At 43.6% G+C, this 18,083-nt stretch carries 17 protein-coding genes; all 17 read right to left on the bottom strand.

Annotated elements, in window-relative coordinates:
• Window positions 1-224: 224 nt before the first annotated feature.
• Entirely contained in the window at window positions 225-1,559 is a 1,335-nt protein-coding gene (glnA, locus tag QYG89_RS05245) for a type I glutamate--ammonia ligase (protein WP_404315285.1), read from the bottom strand.
• Between the two features lie 44 nt (window positions 1,560-1,603).
• Window positions 1,604-2,005, bottom strand: coding sequence for a MerR family transcriptional regulator (locus tag QYG89_RS05240; RefSeq protein WP_404315283.1), 402 nt, complete (start codon window positions 2,003-2,005; stop codon window positions 1,604-1,606).
• Window positions 2,006-2,142: 137 nt separating this feature from the next.
• Window positions 2,143-3,405 carry a methionine gamma-lyase family protein gene (locus tag QYG89_RS05235; RefSeq protein WP_404315281.1) on the bottom strand — a complete coding sequence of 421 codons (1,263 nt, stop codon included), beginning with the start codon at window positions 3,403-3,405 and terminating at the stop codon, window positions 2,143-2,145.
• 18 nt (window positions 3,406-3,423) lie between these two features.
• Window positions 3,424-4,674: a GTPase HflX gene (gene hflX / locus QYG89_RS05230; protein ID WP_404315279.1), complete on the bottom strand. Its 1,251-nt coding sequence runs from the start codon at window positions 4,672-4,674 to the stop codon at window positions 3,424-3,426.
• 217 nt (window positions 4,675-4,891) lie between these two features.
• A complete protein-coding gene (locus QYG89_RS05225) occupies window positions 4,892-5,545 on the bottom strand; it encodes a CoA transferase subunit B (RefSeq protein ID WP_404315277.1) in 654 nt (217 codons plus the stop codon).
• A 14-nt stretch (window positions 5,546-5,559) separates the two neighbouring features.
• Window positions 5,560-6,249, bottom strand: a complete 690-nt coding sequence (locus tag QYG89_RS05220) for a CoA transferase subunit A (protein ID WP_404315275.1) — start codon at window positions 6,247-6,249, stop codon at window positions 5,560-5,562.
• Window positions 6,250-6,266: 17 nt separating this feature from the next.
• Window positions 6,267-7,805, bottom strand: coding sequence for an acyl-CoA carboxylase subunit beta (locus tag QYG89_RS05215; RefSeq protein WP_404315273.1), 1,539 nt, complete (start codon window positions 7,803-7,805; stop codon window positions 6,267-6,269).
• 103 nt (window positions 7,806-7,908) lie between these two features.
• Complete coding sequence (locus QYG89_RS05210) at window positions 7,909-8,814, bottom strand: hydroxymethylglutaryl-CoA lyase (protein ID WP_404315271.1); 906 nt, start codon at window positions 8,812-8,814, stop codon at window positions 7,909-7,911.
• A 13-nt stretch (window positions 8,815-8,827) separates the two neighbouring features.
• Complete coding sequence (locus QYG89_RS05205) at window positions 8,828-9,040, bottom strand: acetyl-CoA carboxylase biotin carboxyl carrier protein subunit (protein ID WP_404315269.1); 213 nt, start codon at window positions 9,038-9,040, stop codon at window positions 8,828-8,830.
• A gap of 30 nt (window positions 9,041-9,070) precedes the next feature.
• Entirely contained in the window at window positions 9,071-10,414 is a 1,344-nt protein-coding gene (locus tag QYG89_RS05200; RefSeq protein WP_404315267.1) for an acetyl-CoA carboxylase biotin carboxylase subunit, read from the bottom strand.
• 115 nt (window positions 10,415-10,529) lie between these two features.
• A complete protein-coding gene (locus QYG89_RS05195; protein ID WP_404315265.1) occupies window positions 10,530-11,672 on the bottom strand; it encodes an acyl-CoA dehydrogenase in 1,143 nt (380 codons plus the stop codon).
• A 64-nt stretch (window positions 11,673-11,736) separates the two neighbouring features.
• A complete protein-coding gene (locus QYG89_RS05190) occupies window positions 11,737-12,375 on the bottom strand; it encodes a TetR/AcrR family transcriptional regulator (protein ID WP_404315263.1) in 639 nt (212 codons plus the stop codon).
• 189 nt (window positions 12,376-12,564) lie between these two features.
• On the bottom strand, window positions 12,565-13,500 hold the full coding sequence (gene spoVK / locus QYG89_RS05185; protein WP_404315640.1) for a stage V sporulation protein K: 936 nt from the start codon (window positions 13,498-13,500) through the stop codon (window positions 12,565-12,567).
• A gap of 330 nt (window positions 13,501-13,830) precedes the next feature.
• A complete protein-coding gene (gene hfq / locus QYG89_RS05180) occupies window positions 13,831-14,064 on the bottom strand; it encodes an RNA chaperone Hfq (protein WP_404315261.1) in 234 nt (77 codons plus the stop codon).
• 39 nt (window positions 14,065-14,103) lie between these two features.
• Window positions 14,104-15,048 carry a tRNA (adenosine(37)-N6)-dimethylallyltransferase MiaA gene (miaA, locus tag QYG89_RS05175; protein WP_404315259.1) on the bottom strand — a complete coding sequence of 315 codons (945 nt, stop codon included), beginning with the start codon at window positions 15,046-15,048 and terminating at the stop codon, window positions 14,104-14,106.
• Window positions 15,049-15,254: 206 nt separating this feature from the next.
• Complete coding sequence (glpK, locus tag QYG89_RS05170; RefSeq protein ID WP_404315257.1) at window positions 15,255-16,748, bottom strand: glycerol kinase GlpK; 1,494 nt, start codon at window positions 16,746-16,748, stop codon at window positions 15,255-15,257.
• Window positions 16,749-16,809: 61 nt separating this feature from the next.
• On the bottom strand, window positions 16,810-18,015 hold the full coding sequence (locus QYG89_RS05165; protein ID WP_404315255.1) for an MFS transporter: 1,206 nt from the start codon (window positions 18,013-18,015) through the stop codon (window positions 16,810-16,812).
• Window positions 18,016-18,083: the final 68 nt, after the last annotated feature.

The following is an 18,083-nucleotide window of genomic DNA, read 5'->3' as shown; positions in this document are numbered from 1 at the left end:
TTGTTTATTCCCCCGTCCTGAGTCTATTCTGTGTATCCATCTGCCGCCGCAATCACACCATTAATCATTTCATCCTATTATCATAACAGTAAAAATAGTATCATCTGTAAAGAAACCTTCCTTAGAAAAAAGTTTTAAAAAGCAATTCCCATTCATTCTTCCTATAAAAAAACAGACTGCCCTCCGTCAGTGAATCACCGACAGAAAGCAGTCCTGTAAAAATATTAATACATTTGCAGATATTGTTCACGTTCCCACGGATGGACTTGCGTGCGGAACATTTCCCATTCAATCTCTTTCGCTTCAATGAAGTGTTCGAGAATGTGTTCACCAAGTGCTGTTTTGATAACTTCATCTTCCTTCAACATGCGAAGTGCTTCCGCCAATGTTCCTGGCAGATCCTCTACACCTTCTTGTTGTCTTTCCTCTTCGTCCATTGTGTAAATATTTCGATCCACAGCAGGCGGCGGCGTCATGCTATTTTTGATGCCGTCGAGCCCTGCTTGAAGCAGAACAGCCATTGCCAAATATGGATTCGCTGCAGGGTCAACACTGCGCACTTCCACACGTGTACTCATGCCGCGGGCAGATGGAATCCGGATAAGCGGACTACGGTTTTGACCAGACCATGCAACGTAACAAGGCGCTTCATAACCAGGTACAAGACGTTTGTAAGAGTTCACCGTTGGATTTGTGATCGCTGTAAATGCTTTTGCATGTTTCATTGTACCGGCAATAAATTGATAAGCAGTTTCACTTAGTTGCAGTTCACCGCGCTCATCATAAAAGGCGTTATCGCCATCTCTAAACAAAGACATGTTACAGTGCATACCTGAGCCGCTCACTCCGAAAAGCGGTTTCGGCATAAACGTCGCATGCAAGCCATGCTTTCTCGCGATTGTTTTAACGACGAGCTTAAACGTTTGAATTTCATCACAAGCCGTTAAGGCATCAGCATATTTAAAGTCAATTTCATGCTGGCCTGGAGCGACTTCATGGTGAGAAGCTTCAATTTCGAAGCCCATTTCTTCTAATTCCAGCACAATATCACGACGGCAGTTTTCCCCAAGATCTGTTGGCGCCAAGTCAAAATAACCGCCATTATCATTCAGCTCTAACGTAGGTTCGCCGTTTGCATCTAATTTAAACAAGAAAAATTCCGGTTCAGGCCCTAAATTAAAGTTAGAAAAACCAAGTTCCTTCATTTCATTCAAAATACGCTTTAAATTACTTCGCGGATCTCCCGAAAAAGGCGTTCCATCCGGCATATGAATATCACAGATTAAGCGGGCAACTTTGCCTTTTTCTGCTGTCCACGGAAAGACTACCCACGTGTCAAGATCTGGAAATAAACGCATATCAGATTCTTCAATGCGTACGAATCCCTCGATAGAAGATCCGTCAAACATCATTTTATTATCAAGTGCTTTTGGCAATTGACTCACTGGGATTTCCACGTTTTTAATCGTTCCTAGAATATCCGTGAACTGCAAACGGATAAATTTAACGTTTTCTTCTTTCGCTAAGTTCAAGATGTCTTCTTTTGTGTACTTGCCCATAAAAATAAATTCCTCCTCAAGATCGTTGGATGTTTCTTTCTTTTTTAATGAAAATAACGAAATTTTTCTCCTGACGGAAAATCATCTCGGTGAAAGCGGCCAGCATTAATCAATTCTCTGCGCAGAAGTTTCCTCACTTCTTCATTCGTAAATTCTTTCTTCTCTTTCTTTAGATGGTCCTTCACATTACTATATACGGGCTCATCTTCTTTCAACAGGATTTTTTTCACTCCTGCCATATTAATGCCTTCGTCAAGCAAATCTTTAATCTCCAACAAACGATCAATATCGTATAAAGAAAAGAGCCGGCGGTTGCCTGCAGTCCGTTCAGGACGAATCAATTGATGTTCTTCATAATAGCGTATTTGCCTGGCAGATAAATCTGTTAGTTTCATTACCGTTCCCATAGGGAATAATGGCATCGAACGCCGAATTTTACTGCTCATCAATGACCCTCCTTTCTTCACGTCGTTTATTATATACCCTGTTATTTTATCTGTCAAACCCATGTAAGGTTTCCTTACATCACTATTCTTTATAAACAGATTCAGCCGTCAACTTTTGTCGTTGACGGCTGAATGTCCTATAATAATTTTTTTTCAATTAACTCATTTAAGGCATAACAAACCGCAATTTTCACATGGGCGTACGTTAATCCTCCCTGTACATAAGCGGCAAAAGGAGGTCGCAGCGGTCCGTCAGCAGAAAGTTCAATACTTGCTCCTTGGACAAATGTTCCTGCCGCCATAATAACATCATCTTCATACCCCGGCATGTAGCTTGGATAAGGAGTGACATGAGAATTCACAGGGGAAGCATATTGAATAGCTTGACAAAAGGCAACCATCTTGTCACGATCATCAAATTGAACCGCTTGAATCAGATCCGTTCGTTTTTCATTCCATTTCGGGGATGTGTTCATGCCCATCTTCTCTAGCATAGCTGCAGTGAACACAGCTCCTTTTAAGCTTTCAGCTACTACGTGAGGAGCTAGAAAGAAACCTTGATACATCTCTAGAAGACTGTATAGGCTCGCTCCAGCCTCCGCTCCTATGCCAGGAGATGTCATCCGGTAGGAACAGCTTTCCACATGTGCTGCTTTACCGACGACATAGCCGCCCGTTTTAACGAGGCCGCCTCCTGGGTTTTTAATTAATGAGCCGGCCATTAAATCGGCTCCCACGTGGCAAGGTTCTCGATCTTCCGTAAATTCACCGTAGCAATTATCAACGAAAACAACGACATCGCTTTTTATTTCTTTCACGAACCCAATCATTTCTTCGATTTCAGCAATAGAGAAAGAAGGGCGGACAGCATATCCTTTAGAGCGCTGGATACCAATCATTTTTGTGTTCGGCTTAATGGCCGCTTTAATCGCCGAATAATCGGGCCGGCCATTCTCATTAAGCGAAACACTTTGATAGGAAATGCCAAATTCCTTTAACGATCCGTTTCCCTTACCAGAAATACCGACAATCTCCTCTAACGTATCATACGGATTTCCCGTAATATAAAGAAGTTCGTCACCAGGGCGCAATATGCCGAAAAGAGCAATCGAAATGGCATGTGTCCCCGAAATAATTTGCGGCCGAACGAGCGCCGCCTCCCCGCCAAATACGTCTGCATATATCCGTTCTAACGTATCACGTCCACTGTCATCATAGCCATATCCAGTAGATGGAGTAAAATGAAATTCGCTGACTTGATGTTTCCTGAAACTTTCAAGTACCCGGAATTGATTGAATTCGGCCATTTTTTCGATGCTGCGGTGTACATCTGCGATTTGCGCTTCAGCCGCTTCAGCAATGGGCTGGATTTTTTGTCCTTGTGTAAGTAATTCAAACATGAAAATTCTCCCTTTATGTTATATGTATTTATTAATTTCCCCTGCGATTGGGTGATCTTTGAAAGCAAATCCTTTCACATGATAAAATTGCTCTTCTTCATCGAAAACAATAGAATCTACGATCGTTTCCGTTCTCAAAAGAGCAATCAGCTTCCCTTCAGATGATGGAATGCGGCCATTGTAAGGAGACATTTGGTCTTTCATCATTTTTTCAATCGCTTCTTTTAATATCAGCCGGTCACCTTCAACAAGCGCGCTGATCAATATGTTCTCTGAATCGGATGACGGAACAAACTCTTCATGCCTCATATCTTTTTTGTTATACACAGTCAACTCCGGCAAGTGATCCATCTCCAGCTGATGCAGCAGATTTTTAACTGTTTTCTGATGCTGGGCAAAATCAGGATTAGAACTGTCTACAACATGCAGCAGCAAATCCGCTTCACTGACCTCTTCCAGCGTCGAACGAAAGGCAGCCACAAGTGTTGTCGGCAAGTCTTGAATAAATCCAACTGTATCCGTCAAAATCGCCTGGTACCCGCTTGGAAGAACAAGCTTTCTCGTTAATGGATCGAGGGTGGCAAACAGCTGATTTTCCTCGAGCGATTGGGCAGCAGTTAACCGGTTAAACAGCGTAGATTTCCCCGCATTTGTATAACCAACAAGTGCTATCTGAAAGGTTTTATTCTTTTTCCGGCGGCTGCGGTACCGTTCGCGGTGATGAACAATCGTTTGAAGCTGCTGTTTAATTTCATCTATGCGGCGGCGAATGTGACGGCGGTCGCTCTCGAGCTTCGTTTCCCCCGGGCCTCTCGTACCAATTCCTCCGCCAAGACGGGAAAGCTGGACTCCCTGCCCCGCCAGCCGCGGCAGTAAATATTGCAGCTGAGCAAGCTCCACTTGCAGCTGACCTTCACGTGACCGGGCACGGCGGGCAAAAATATCAAGAATTAACTGTGTCCGGTCAATCACTCTAGCATTCAGTTCAGCAGACAGGTTTCTAATTTGGCTCGGAGATAATTCGTCATTAAAGATAATAAGATCTGGCTCCAATTCTTCCTCCAGCCTTTTTAGTTCTTCTACCTTTCCCTTGCCAATATATGTCCCTGGGTGAACACGTTCTCTCTTTTGGGTGATCATCGCTGCTGATTCACCTTGCGCTGTTTCCGTCAGTGACTTTAATTCCTCCATTGAATATAAAAACTGTTCCGTGTCCTCTGTTAGTTGACACCCCGCAAGAATCGCTCTTTCTTTTTCATGTTTTTTCAATCTATACCCTCCTTTTCCTGCGATTTTCTACCCCTCATCTTACCAAAAAGGCAGGCATATTACTAATACTCAGGCAATAACCGGCAAAATTCACAGCTGTTTTTGTTCACTATCAAAAATCCTACAAAATAAAAAATCACAAACATTGATCTATCAACGTTTGTGACCTACAAAAGGAATTGTTCTCAGCCGGAATGTCAGCTAGGCCAATCATCCATTAAAATGCATGCAGCTTTACTTTCTTCGAAACTGTTATATCTGCTTCTGTGCATCGGATAATGTCATCGGCTGAATACCCGACTGCTGTTTCTATCAGAACAAGGCCTTTTGGGGTGACATCCATCACTGCCCGATCCGTAATGATGCGCTGGACGACTCCCTTTCCAGTTAAAGGCAGTTTACATTCTTTTAAGATTTTGGATTGTCCATGTTTGTTAACGTGTTCCATAATCACGATCGTTTTACGGGCTCCATGGACAAGATCCATCGCCCCTCCCATCCCTTTCACCATTTTCCCAGGAATCATCCAGTTGGCCAGATCACCGGCTTGTGACACTTCCATTCCACCAAGAATAGCGACATCAATATGACCGCCTCGAATCATAGCAAACGACTCGGAGCTGTCAAAGTAAACGGAACCGGAAAGGGCAGTGACCGTCTCTTTGCCGGCATTGATTAAATCAGCGTCCACTTCTTCTTCACGAGGATAAGGCCCAATGCCAAGCAAGCCATTTTCTGACTGCAATACGACTTGCTTATTATCGGAAATAAAGTTGGCAACGAGTGTCGGCATTCCAATTCCTAAATTTACGTAGTTGCCATTCTCAATTTCTTTTTCTGCCCGTCTTGCAATTTTCTCTCTCGTATCCACCTCTTTCCCCTCCTCTATGGACGAACTGTCCGTCTTTCAATTCGTTTTTCTTGCTCTCCTTGAATCAATGCCTGCACATAAATACCAGGCGTATGAATCACATGCGGATCTAAATCGCCTGCTTCTACCATTTCTTCGACTTCAGCGATCGTCACTTTACCGGCCGCAGCGATCATCGGATTAAAGTTACGGGCCGTTTTGTTATAAACCAGGTTCCCCATCTTGTCGGCCTTGCACGCGCGGACAAGGCTGACGTCAGCTGTTAATGCCTTTTCGAGCAAATACTCCTTGCCTTCAAACTCTCGAACTTCTTTCCCTTCAGCAATCGGAGTTCCTACGCCAGCCGGTGTGAAAAAGGCGGGAATACCGGCACCGCCCGCACGAATTTTTTCCGCCAACGTTCCTTGAGGGGTTAATTCTACTTCGATTTCTCCCGCAAGCATTTGCCGTTCAAATTCTTTATTTTCTCCCACGTAAGAGCCTATGATTTTTTTAATCTGCTTGTTTCTTAATAACAATCCGAGACCCCAATCATCTACTCCACAGTTGTTTGAAATCACTGTTAAATCTTTCACTCCAGAATCAGCTAAAGCTTTAATTAAATTTTCTGGTATCCCGCACAATCCGAAACCGCCAACCATAATCGTCATTCCATCTTTAATGCCAGCTACTGCTTCATTAAAACTAGCATACATTTTTTTCATCCCGTTTTCCCCCTTTTTTAAACAGGATTCACCCCATGTTTACGATCGGTAAAGACGACATATTTGGACATATACACATCGAGTCGGGCAGATAACTCTTCACGCAGGCGGTTTGGCTCTACGACGTCATCTATAATCATCTCGGAAGCGAGACGGTACACATCAATATCCCGGCGATATTCTTCTCTCTTCTCATGAATGAAAGCCGCTCGTTCTTCTTCTGGCAGAGCCGCAATTTTATTCGCATACACCGCATTGACTGCTGCTTCTGGTCCCATCACAGCAATTTGCGCCGTTGGCAGGGCCAGGCAGCAATCCGGTTCAAAAGCCGGGCCCGCCATGGCATAAAGGCCCGCACCATAGGCTTTACGAACGATGACGGTAATCTTTGGCACAGTGGCTTCACTCATTGCAAATATCATTTTTGCCCCGTGACGGATAATACCGGCTTTCTCTACATTCGTGCCGATCATAAAGCCGGGTACATCGGCTAAAAACAAGAGCGGAATATGAAACGCATCGCAAAGACTAATGAATTTAGCCGCTTTATCAGCCGAATCATGGAACAGCACGCCGCCTTTAACGCGCGGTTGATTCGCAATGATGCCGACTGGTTGTCCGTTGATCCGGCTGAGGCCGGTAATCAGTTCGGGGGCAAATAATTTTTTAATCTCGCAAAAACTGCCTTCATCAATTAAACGTTCAATGAGCTGGTACATATCAAATGGTGTATTTTGATTTTGAGGGATCAATTCTTCAATTGACTTATCGAGGACAGCGGGTGCTCTATGCTCCTTAGGAACCGGCTTCTCCGTGTAGTTATCTGGAAAATACGTTAAATACTTTTTAGCATATTCGATGGCTTCTTCTTCTGTTTTGACAAGAACGTCCCCACAACCGGAAACGGAACAATGCATCTTAGCACCGCCCATTTGTTCGAGCGTGACTTTTTCGCCAATCACCATTTCTGCCATACGCGGCGATCCAAGATACATAGAGGCATTTCCTTCTACCATCACAACGATGTCACAAAATGCCGGAATATAAGCACCACCAGCCGCTGATGGACCGAATAACAAGCAAATTTGCGGCACTTTCCCGGACATCTTTACTTGATTGTAGAAAATCCGGCCCGCTCCCCGGCGGCCGGGGAACATGTCAAGCTGATCGGTGATCCTCGCTCCTGCCGAATCCACGAGATACAGCATGGGACAGCGAAGTTTTTCTGCTGTTTCTTGGATGCGGATGATTTTCTCTACTGTTCGTTTACCCCATGATCCTGCTTTCACAGTTGAATCGTTGGCCATTACACAAACTGTCCGCCCATTGATTTTCCCTATGCCAGTGACCACACCATCGGCTGGTAAATCCCCAGCTGACACATTGGCAAATAGACCGTCTTCTGCCTGCAGTCCGTTGTCAAAAAGCAATTGAAGGCGGTCGCGGACGAATAATTTTCCCTGTTCTTTATTTTTTTCATGATATTTTTCTCTTCCGCCTTTTAAAACCGTGTCCTTTTTTTGCTGATAGCTTGCCTTGTGCTCTGTTTCATTCATTGCAGATTTCCTCACTTTCTTTTGTCTGTTGATAGATACTTTTCAACCAATCTCACAATAACGAAACCGATCAAGCTGACGATTCATTTCGCCGCAAGCTTTATCACTTGCCTCCCCTGCGGTGTATCTCCATTTGCCTGCTTTTCAGCGGTTTTCCTAAAATAGATTCCATCAGTTCACCCGCTGCGATCAGCCCTTCCATGCGTACGCCTGATTGTATGCCCATTGCGTCGAGCATATACAGCAAATCTTCCGTCGCCACATTTCCGGATGCCCCTTTAGCATATGGACAACCTCCGAGACCTCCTAAAGAACTATCAAATATCGTAATCCCCATTTCAAGAGATTTTGAGATGTTCGCAAGCGCCAGGCCCCTCGTATCATGAAAGTGCATTGCGAGACGCTCAGCAGCGAACTCCGGCAGAAGCACTTCAAGCAGCCGCTCTACTTCCGGCGGTACAGCCACTCCTATTGTTTCACCGAGCGATAATTCATCAATGCCCATATCAAACAGCCGGGCGGCAATATCCTTTACCTGCTCTGGTGATACCTTTCCTTCATACGGACAAGCAATAATCGTCGACAAATAACCGCGTACTGTTTTTCCTGAAGCTTTTGCTTCTGATACGACTTCTTTAAGCACGGGAAGCGTTTCCGTGATCGTCTTATTAATATTGTTTTTGTTATGTGAGTCACTTGCGGACATGAACACACTAATTTCATCTATATTCGCTTGAAGCGCTCTCTCCAGCCCCTGCCTGTTCGGTACAAGGGCGGCATATGTAATGCCGGGCTGCCTTGTAATAGAAGAGAGCACCTCCGCAGCATCAGCCAGCTGCGGAATCCACTTCGGATGAACAAAAGAAGTGACTTCAATGTAAGACAAGCCGCTCTTTGACAAACGATCAATCCAGGCTGCTTTATGTTCTGTACTTACTTGCTGTGGTTCGTTTTGCAAACCATCCCGGGGACCTACTTCCTTAAGCGTCACTTTTTTTGGCAGCTTCAAAAAGGGCTCCCTCCTATTTCACATCAACGAGTGCATCTGCTTCGTTGACAAAATCTCCTTCATTGACGTAGACTTTTTGGACGATCCCATCTTCCTCTGCCGAAATCGGTATTTCCATTTTCATTGATTCCAAAATGACGACATCCTGACCAGCCTTTACTTCCTCCCCCTCTGATACAAGTATTTTCCATACACTTCCTGCCATAGTTGCCTGTACTGTTGCCAATGGCCTTTCCCCCTTTTACTTTGCTGCCGTTCATCCCGGCAAATAATATTCATTGACAAAATGAGTCGTTGTTGAGCCTTTTAAAAACTGCTCATGGCCGATAATTTTTCTGAGCATCGGCAGATTGGTTTTAATGCCCTCAATTTTATAGCGTTCAAGCGCATGTCTCATGCGGGTGCATGCTTCCTCTCTCGTTGAACCCCAGGTAATAAGCTTGCCGATCATCGGGTCATAGAAGGGGGTCACAACCGATCCTGCCTCAATCGCATGTTCATTACGAATCCCTTCTCCCTGTGGCGGTTCAAAAGCGGTAATTCTCCCCGGCGACGGGAAAAAGCTTTGTGGATCTTCCGCATAAATCCGTACTTCGATCGCATGACCTTTACGCTGAACCGTGTCCCGTGTAAGCACCAGCTTCTCACCAGCAGCTACTTTTAATTGCTGCTCCACAAGGTCAAGACCGGTAATTTCTTCCGTCACCGGATGCTCGACTTGCAGCCGGGTATTCATTTCTAGAAAATAAAAATCTTCTTCATCATCCACTAAAAATTCAATCGTACCGGCATTCGTATAGCCGATATGACGGGCTGCTTTCACAGCCGCATCAAGCATTTTCGTCCTCGTTTCTTCACTAATAAACGGCGAAGGGGCTTCTTCCACTACTTTTTGGTGGCGGCGCTGAATAGAACATTCCCTCTCCCATAACGGAATCACTTGACCGTGAGCATCAGCCAGTATCTGCACTTCAATGTGATGAGGTTTGTGAAGATACTTTTCAAGAAACATCGCTCCATCCCCGAAAAAGGATTCCGCTCTCTTTTTATTGCCGGCAAATGCCTTTGCAAGCTCTTCATCGGAATGAACGAGCTGCATGCCAATCCCCCCACCGCCAGCCGATGCCTTCAGCATAATCGGATAGCCGATTGTTTTTGCTGCGAGTTTTGCCTCCTCTTCATTTTCTAGTGGTATATTGACTCCTTCAATGATTGGAATACCCGCCTGCTTCATCGTTTTTCGTGCGGCGATTTTGCTTCCCATTGCTGAAAGAATATCGGGGGCAGGGCCGATAAATACAATCCCTTCGTTCATACACTTTGTTGCAAATGAAGCATTTTCAGATAGAAGCCCGTATCCCGGATGGATCGCCTCAGCGCCGCTTTCTTTCGCTGCACGGATAATTTCATCCATATTTAAATAGCTGAGATGCACCTGCGATTTGCCGACATAGAAAGCCTCATCCGCCTGACGGACAAATAAAGCATCCTTATCCGCCTCCGAATAAATAGCTGCTGTCTTGATCCCTAACTTTTTACATGTGCGAATCACACGTGAGGCTATCTCCCCACGGTTGGCAATTAAGATTTTTGAAAACAAACGGATCGCTCCTTTAGCTATAACATATAATTATTTCCTCTTGGTACCGTTTATTCCTTATAGCTTTTATGATTTTCATCCATTCGTTAGACCTCACCCTGTTCGTTCAGATCTTTTAACAGCCAAGATGCCTGGCAATGACTAAACGCTGAACTTCCGATGTTCCTTCACCAATCTCAAGCAGCTTCGCATCACGTAGGAACCTTTCAACGTCATATTCACACATATAACCGTAACCGCCATGGATTTGAATCGCTTCATTGCTCGTGCGAAAACTCATTTCTGATGCGAAAAGCTTTGCCATCGCTGCTTCTTTTCCAAATGGTTTTCCCTGATCCTTTAACCAGGCAGCCTTATACACGAGATTGCGGGCGAGCTCTACTTCAGTTGCCATATCCGCCAGTTTAAATTGTATCGCCTGGAATTTAGAAATAGGCTGACCAAATTGTACCCGCTCTTTTGCATATTGCAGCGCTTTATCTAAAGCAGCCTGGGCAATACCGACAGCTAGAGCTGCGATCGAAATACGTCCGCCATCAAGCGTGTATAAAAACTGGCTAAATCCTTTTTGGCTGTCTCCTAAGAGATTTTCCTTTGGTACACGGACATTGTCTAACACAATTTCACACGTATTTGAAGCACGGACACCCATTTTGTCATAGTTGCATGAAATCGTCACACCCGGTGCATCAGCCGGCACAATAATAGCAGAAATGATATTTTTTCCATCTCCCCTTTTTCCTGTGACAGCGGTTACAATAATTTGACGCGCATAACCGGCATTCGTAATCCAGCACTTCTCGCCATTGATTACATATTCATCACCATCAAGCACAGCCTTCGTTCTCGTGCCCCCTGCATCCGATCCAGCATTAGGCTCTGTTAAACCAAAGGAGCCTAGTGCTTCCCCTTTTGCCATCGGTATGAGCCATTTCCGTTTCTGTTCTTCCGTTCCAAAGTAAAAAATAGGACTGGCTCCAAGGCTGATCGCGGCTGCATAGCTTAAACCCGTACCGCCGCACGCTTTCCCAACTTCTTCTACTGCAATGGCATAGGAGACGGTGTCACCGCCGGCACCGCCGTATTCTTCTGGAAATGGAATTCCGAGCAGTCCGAGTTCTGCCATTTTGTCAAACGTCTGTTTGCGAAACTGTGACGTTTGGTCAAGTTCTTGAGCATACGGCTTAATTTCTTTTTCGGCAAAACTTTTCACCATTTCTTTTAACATTTGCTGCTCTTTTGTTAATTCGAAATTCATGTGAAATCCCCCTTGTTTTTGCCATTTACCGAAAGACAGACTAGTCGGTCTGTATCTATCATTCTTATTTTTTAATAGACTGACTTTTTAACAAATAGAATGGAGTCTCTTGATTTGCCATCCCTTTTTCCGTCACTAGTGCATGTATGAGGAGATCATTGAATATTTCCCCAATATTCTCAATCGACAGCTCTCCTTCTTTCTTAAACCATTTATACGTCCAGTTCACCATGCCCATAATAGCCATTGTCGCAATCTCAGCAGAAACTTCAGAGCGAAACTCTCCACTTTCCTGGCCTTCCTCAATCACTCGTAAAATGATTTGACGATATTCTTCCCGTTTTCCGTTAATTTTCTCTTGAAAATGATCTTTTAAATACGTACTCTCCTGATAAAAAACAGTAATGTATGGCTTATACAAATCAAATACTTTTGTAAAAGACAAGATCATCGCGCAAAGCTGCGATACTGGTGTACTGTAATTAGCATATGCTTCCTTGGCGCGGTCAAGTACATACGAAATAAACACATCATGAATATGATATAGAAGCTCGTCTTTAGATTTAAAATTGTGGTAAAATCCTCCCTTAGACGTCCCGCATTTTTCCACAATCTGGTCAACCGTCACCCCATGATATCCATGCTGTTCGAACATAACGAGTGAAGTTTCTATGATTCTTGCTTTTAATGTTTTTTTCTCCATTTTGATCACCTTAAAAAAATAGTAGCACAATACATATCACAGCGCTATAGTTGTTAGAAAATTCGAACACGTGAAACGAAATGTCAATGCAGCAGCAGAAAAGCCAGGAGTGTATATGTAGATAAAAAGGTGACTCAACGATAGAATTCATCTTAGCTTCTCTGCTTACTGCCTGCCTTTTTAAATGAGCTATTTAAATTGAATATCTTGTGATTGAATCATCATTAATTCTTCATGTTGATAGCTTCCTTCATTAAGCAGACGAACAGCTTGCATTCGCACCGCTTTCTCAATTAAGTTACGAACATATCTGCCATTCGAAAATGGCTGGTAGTTTTCCTGTTTCACTCGAGTAAAGTGGTCACGCAGTTTCATTTTTGCTTCTTTACTAAATACATATTCTTTTTCTGCCGCTATTTTTTCAGAAATAGCCATCAATTGCTCAGGCCGGTAATCGGGAAATTGAAAAACGAGTGGAAAACGGGACTCCAGTCCTGGATTCAGTGTAAAAAAGTGATTCATTTCCCTTGGATACCCGGCTAAAATTAAAATAAAATCATTTTGCTTATCTTCCATATGCTTGACAAGGGTGTCGATGGCTTCTTTTCCAAAGTCTTTCTCTCCTCCCCTGCCAAGCGAATACGCTTCATCAATAAACAAAATGCCCCCCATCGCCTTTTTAATTAAATCTCTCGTTTTCTGTGCCGTGTGGCCGATATATTCACCGACAAGGTCGGCACGCTCTGCTTCTATTAAATGCCCTTTCGATAATACTTTCATTTCAAAAAACAGTTTCCCTATAATGCGGGCAGCTGTTGTTTTGCCTGTTCCCGGATTTCCTTTAAACATCATATGCAGTACTTGCTTTCCCGCTTTCAAACCGCTTTCTTCCCTTTTTTTGTTCACAAAGATCCAGGCGTAGATTTCCCGGATCATCTTCTTTAAATCTTCAAGTCCAACTAAGGCATTTAATTCACTTTCTACTTTCTTTAATATCGCGTGCTCAGAGGAGCTGGACCATGCATAAGGCCGCTCTTCACGAACAGGCTGCTGAATGCGGTCATTTTTGGTATGCAGCACAACATTAATTTGGCCGTTGTCTTTCATTCGAATTGGCTGCTTCATTTCTATCACCCCATCAAACTTGACGTAGGCCGTCGCATATTGTCTTTTTTTGCGCTTTCCCAAGAAATAATTTCCCTCTCTACATTCTATTCATGCCAAAGGCAAACATACGTCTTTCCACATATAAAAAACGTGTACAAAAGTATGTACACGTTTAAATCAAGCTGTTGGCAAACGTTCGCTTTCTACGTTGCTTGTCTGTCTGCGGTGCTCATGACCCTTTCAGCCACTCCGCTTCTCACCAGGTTTCACACCTTGAAAGACAAGCATTTTCAATCAGCCTGGGAATATCTAAACTAGGCATTGTCTACAATCTGAATTAGAAGATGTTTATTCCTGTTCTTCCAAAGATATTTGTACGTTTCGTTGAGGAGCGAAGGTAGAAATGGCATGTTTATAAACAAGCTGCTGTTTTCCATCTGACTCAATTAAGACGGTAAAGTTATCAAATCCCTTTATATAACCCTTCAATTGAAATCCATTTAATAAAAATACAGTAACGAGCGTCGCATCTTTTCGAATTTGATTCAAACATTGATCTTGAATATTGATCCCTTGTTTCATATCTTTTCCTCCTCTTTCTATCTGTACTTATAACTAATTCTATTTCAACTGCAGCTTTCCTGCTATAAAATCTGAAATTTCATTTATTTTCTCTTGACGATTCTCCTCATCCGACAAATCAAACCAGTCTACCTGCATTTTATTGCGGAACCATGTTAGCTGCCGCTTAGCATAATTTCTCGAGTTTTGCTTTAATTGCTCGACAGCTGTTTCCAGCGTTTCTTCCCCTCTTAAATAGCCAAACAGTTCCTTATACCCAATTGCCTGTACAGCCTGACCGCTTCGAATGCCTTGTTCCCAAAGTGTTCTTACCTCTTCAAGCAAGCCTTCTTTCATCATCATATCCACTCTTGTATTGATGCGGTTATACAACTGATCCCGTTCCATCATCAGCCCGATCAAAACGGTCTCATATAACAATTCATTAGGCTGTCTCTCTTGCTGCTCGGACATCCGTTTTCCTGTCGTATAGTACACTTCAAGTGCGCGAATGACTCTTCTTACGTTATTTGGATGAATCCCACCCGCTGCTTGCGGATCAATCTGCTTAAGCTTTTCATAAAAAGCCTCATTTCCTAATTGCTCCGCTTCTTTTTCCAGCTTTTCACGCAGTGATGTCTGACTTCCCGCCTCGGAAAATTGATAATCATAAATCACCGATTGAATGTATAATCCTGTACCGCCGACAATAATTGGTACAGCTCCTTTATTCGTAATTTCCGTTATCTTCTTTCTAACGAGCTGTTGAAATTCAGCGGCTGAAAAAGATTCATTCGGATCTTTAATATCGATTAAATGGTGAGGGATGCCTTCCCTTTCTTCGAGAGTGGCTTTTGCTGTACCGATATCCATTCCTTTATAAATTTGCATGGAGTCTCCGCTGATGATTTCTCCTCCGAACCGTTTAGCTAGATGAATGCTTAATGCCGTTTTGCCGACCGCTGTCGGACCGATGATCACGATAAGTTTTTCTCGCTGACGCAATTTCTTCACTGCCTTTGCCGATTTTTTCTTATCGTACCATACGGATCATCATTGATTAAAGCTAATACTTCATTCTCACCTTTTTTTTCATTTTTAAACGTCATTTTACATTTTAAATATTGGCTTTGTTAAACTCCCTCTGTTGATTTTCGCTGGAGCGCTTCAATCAACAAAGAGGCAGAATCAACACTAGTCATTAACATAGCCTAAATTTTAAATGTTAAAGCCGCTTTTATGGCTTTTTTCCAGCCTTTATATAACTGTTCTTGCTCTACTGTGTCCATATGAGGACTAAAGCGTTTCTCCATTTGCTGCTTAGCAGAAATTTCATTTCGATCCTTCCAGAACCCGACAGCGAGCCCGGCAAGATAAGCTGCACCTAGAGCCGTTGTTTCGTTAATCATCAGCCGTTCAACCGGCACTTGCAGCATATCGCTTTGAAACTGCATGAGAAAGTTGTTTTTCACGATTCCGCCGTCGACACGCAATGTTTTTAATGAAATACCAGCATCCGCTTCCATCGCATCCAATACATCTTTCGTCTGGTAAGCAAGGGACTCAAGCACAGCACGGATAAAGTGTTCTTTTTCTGTGCCTCTCGTCAAGCCGAATACAGCACCTCGTACGTCACTGTCCCAGTAAGGAGTACCGAGCCCGACAAAAGCTGGAACAACGTATACTCCTTGGGAAGAAGCGACTCGAACAGCGTATTTCTCCGTGTCGGCCGCCTTCTTGATCATGCGCAGACCATCCCGAAGCCATTGAACAGCTGCACCTGCGATAAAAATACTGCCTTCGAGAGCATATTCTATCTTTCCATCTATTCCCCAGGCAATGGTTGTCAATAAGCCATGATCGGAAACAACAGCTTTTTCGCCTGTATTCATTAGCATGAAACAGCCGGTGCCGTATGTATTTTTTGCCATGCCTTCTTCATAGCAGGCTTGTCCGAATAAAGCTGCCTGCTGATCACCGGCCGCTCCGGCAATTGGCACTTCTTTTCCAAAAAAATGATCAGGAGCCGTCTTTCCGTAAATTTCCGAAGAAGGACGCACTTCTGGAAGCATCTTTTTAGGAACGGTTAATATGTTTAATAATTCCTCATCCCATGCTAAGTCGTGGATATTGTACATGAGCGTTCTCGAAGCATTAGAATAATCGGTTACATGGGCTTTCCCGCCGGATAGCTTCCAAATAATCCATGTATCTATCGTGCCGAATAACAGTTCGCCTTTTTCCGCCTGTTCACGGGCACCGCTCACATTGTCTAAAATCCACTTCACTTTCGTCCCTGAGAAATAAGCATCAATAAGCAAACCTGTTTTGTGACGAAACAAAGAATCATAGCCTTGTGATTTTAACTCATTGCAAATGTCCGCTGTCTGTCTTGACTGCCAAACAATCGCATGATAAATCGGCCTTCCTGTTGACTTTTCCCAAACAACGGTCGTCTCCCGCTGGTTCGTAATACCGATTCCGGCAATTTGCTCGGGACTGATATTATTTTCTGACAAAACGGTTGCAATACAGGCAAGAATCGTTCCCCATATTTCGTCCGCATTGTGCTCAACCCATCCTGGATGAGGGAAATGCTGAGTGAACTCTTTTTGTGCAACATGTGCTATTTCACCCTTTTGATTGAAAAGAATGGCTCTTGAACTTGTTGTTCCTTGGTCAAGCGCTAAAATAAATGATTCCATCTTCTTTCTCTCTCCCTTTATTCATTTTAGCTTGAGCGATGCGAACTCAAACAGCTTTCAACTAACGAAGCGGCAGCATTTCTTTCTTTTCCTCTGCCTTTCCCTTCCTTCCGTAAGACAAAAAAGTAAGGGTAACGAGCAAAAAGACACCGCTGACTATTGTAAAAAAGCTGACATCTTTAAAGATTTGTAAGACAAGCCCTCCTACATACGGGCCACTGAGGCTGCCCATGCTGAACGCCATGCCACACAGCAAATTGCCTGTCGGCAGCAGCTGCCTTGGCATCAAATCGGTCATAAAACTGATTCCTAAACTAAACGTAGAACCAACTAACATGCCAGCTATAAAAATACAGACCAACAACAGAGTATAAGAATGATCAATCAGAGAGGCGGCGGCAAACAGGATTGTACCAGCTGACAACACAATAAATAATACGCGTCTTCGTCCATACTTATCACTCATCATTCCTAAAGGAAATTGAAAGACAATGCCTCCAATGGCAAATGACATGAGAATAATAGAAATCTCTTGAACAGACCAGCCTGTTCGAATGCCATAAATAGGATACACCCCATTAAAAGAGGTTTCGAGAAACCCATAGGCGAACGGCGGTAAAAACGCAACCCAGCCATATCGGGAAGCTTCTCTAAAACGCTTTAATGTTTCCCACATGGAATTGGTTCCTGCTTGCTGTTCAGGAAAATCGTTCTTCAGAAGAAATAAAAACCCCCAACAAATGAGACACAGTACCCCTGAAGCAATAAACGGTAAAGATTTACCATAATGAAGCAGGCCAGTCATAAGGGGGCCGATAGCAAATCCCAGGCCGAAAAATAATCCGTACAGGGAAATATTCCGGCCGCGGCGCTCTGGTGAAGAAAAGGATGTAATCCACGTCTGCGTACCGAAATGAAGTGCATGATCTCCTATTCCGACTAACAGCCGCAGTACAAACCAAAACCAGAACGATTGCCATAAAGGAAAAGAAAAGAGAGCAATAATGACGAGCAGCCCTCCTCCAATAATGATCCACTTATAACCAAACTGCCGCAAAGGCCTTTCCATAAACGGGGAAACAAGCAAGATCCCTATATATAAACCAGTTGCATTCAATCCATTTAACGAAGCAGGCATCCCTTCCTGCTCAAACAAAACAGCGATCAACGGCAGCAGCATCCCTTGGCTAAACCCTGAAATCGCGATAATACTAACAAGCACACGAAATCGAAAAGCTTCCCCTGCATTTATCATAACAACCTTCATTCACCTCTTAACATTAAAGCATCAGACCCGGCGGCAACATACGAACATGTTTAACATTGGCGATATAT

This window comes from Bacillus lumedeiriae, from assembly GCF_044891285.1.
GTDB classification, from domain to species: domain Bacteria; phylum Bacillota; class Bacilli; order Bacillales; family Domibacillaceae; genus Pseudobacillus; species Pseudobacillus lumedeiriae.
The sequence above is the reverse complement of the archived record's forward strand: the minus strand, read 5'-3'. Positions and strand labels throughout refer to the sequence as shown.

Excerpts from the sequence above, each read along its gene's own strand:
- glpK (WP_404315257.1), bottom strand. The coding sequence starts at position 16,748 with ATGGAATCATTTATTTTAGCGCTTGACCAAGGAACAACAAGTTCAAGA.
- QYG89_RS05220 (WP_404315275.1), bottom strand. The coding sequence starts at position 6,249 with ATGAAAAAAATGTATGCTAGTTTTAATGAAGCAGTAGCTGGCATTAAA.
- hfq (WP_404315261.1), bottom strand. The coding sequence starts at position 14,064 with ATGAAACAAGGGATCAATATTCAAGATCAATGTTTGAATCAAATTCGA.
- QYG89_RS05235 (WP_404315281.1), bottom strand. The coding sequence starts at position 3,405 with ATGTTTGAATTACTTACACAAGGACAAAAAATCCAGCCCATTGCTGAA.
- glnA (WP_404315285.1), bottom strand. The coding sequence starts at position 1,559 with ATGGGCAAGTACACAAAAGAAGACATCTTGAACTTAGCGAAAGAAGAA.
- QYG89_RS05240 (WP_404315283.1), bottom strand. The coding sequence starts at position 2,005 with ATGAGCAGTAAAATTCGGCGTTCGATGCCATTATTCCCTATGGGAACG.
- spoVK (WP_404315640.1), bottom strand. The coding sequence starts at position 13,500 with ATGAAGCAGCCAATTCGAATGAAAGACAACGGCCAAATTAATGTTGTG.
- QYG89_RS05165 (WP_404315255.1), bottom strand. The coding sequence starts at position 18,015 with ATGAAGGTTGTTATGATAAATGCAGGGGAAGCTTTTCGATTTCGTGTG.
- QYG89_RS05190 (WP_404315263.1), bottom strand. The coding sequence starts at position 12,375 with ATGGAGAAAAAAACATTAAAAGCAAGAATCATAGAAACTTCACTCGTT.
- QYG89_RS05215 (WP_404315273.1), bottom strand. The coding sequence starts at position 7,805 with ATGAATGAAACAGAGCACAAGGCAAGCTATCAGCAAAAAAAGGACACG.
- QYG89_RS05195 (WP_404315265.1), bottom strand. The coding sequence starts at position 11,672 with ATGAATTTCGAATTAACAAAAGAGCAGCAAATGTTAAAAGAAATGGTG.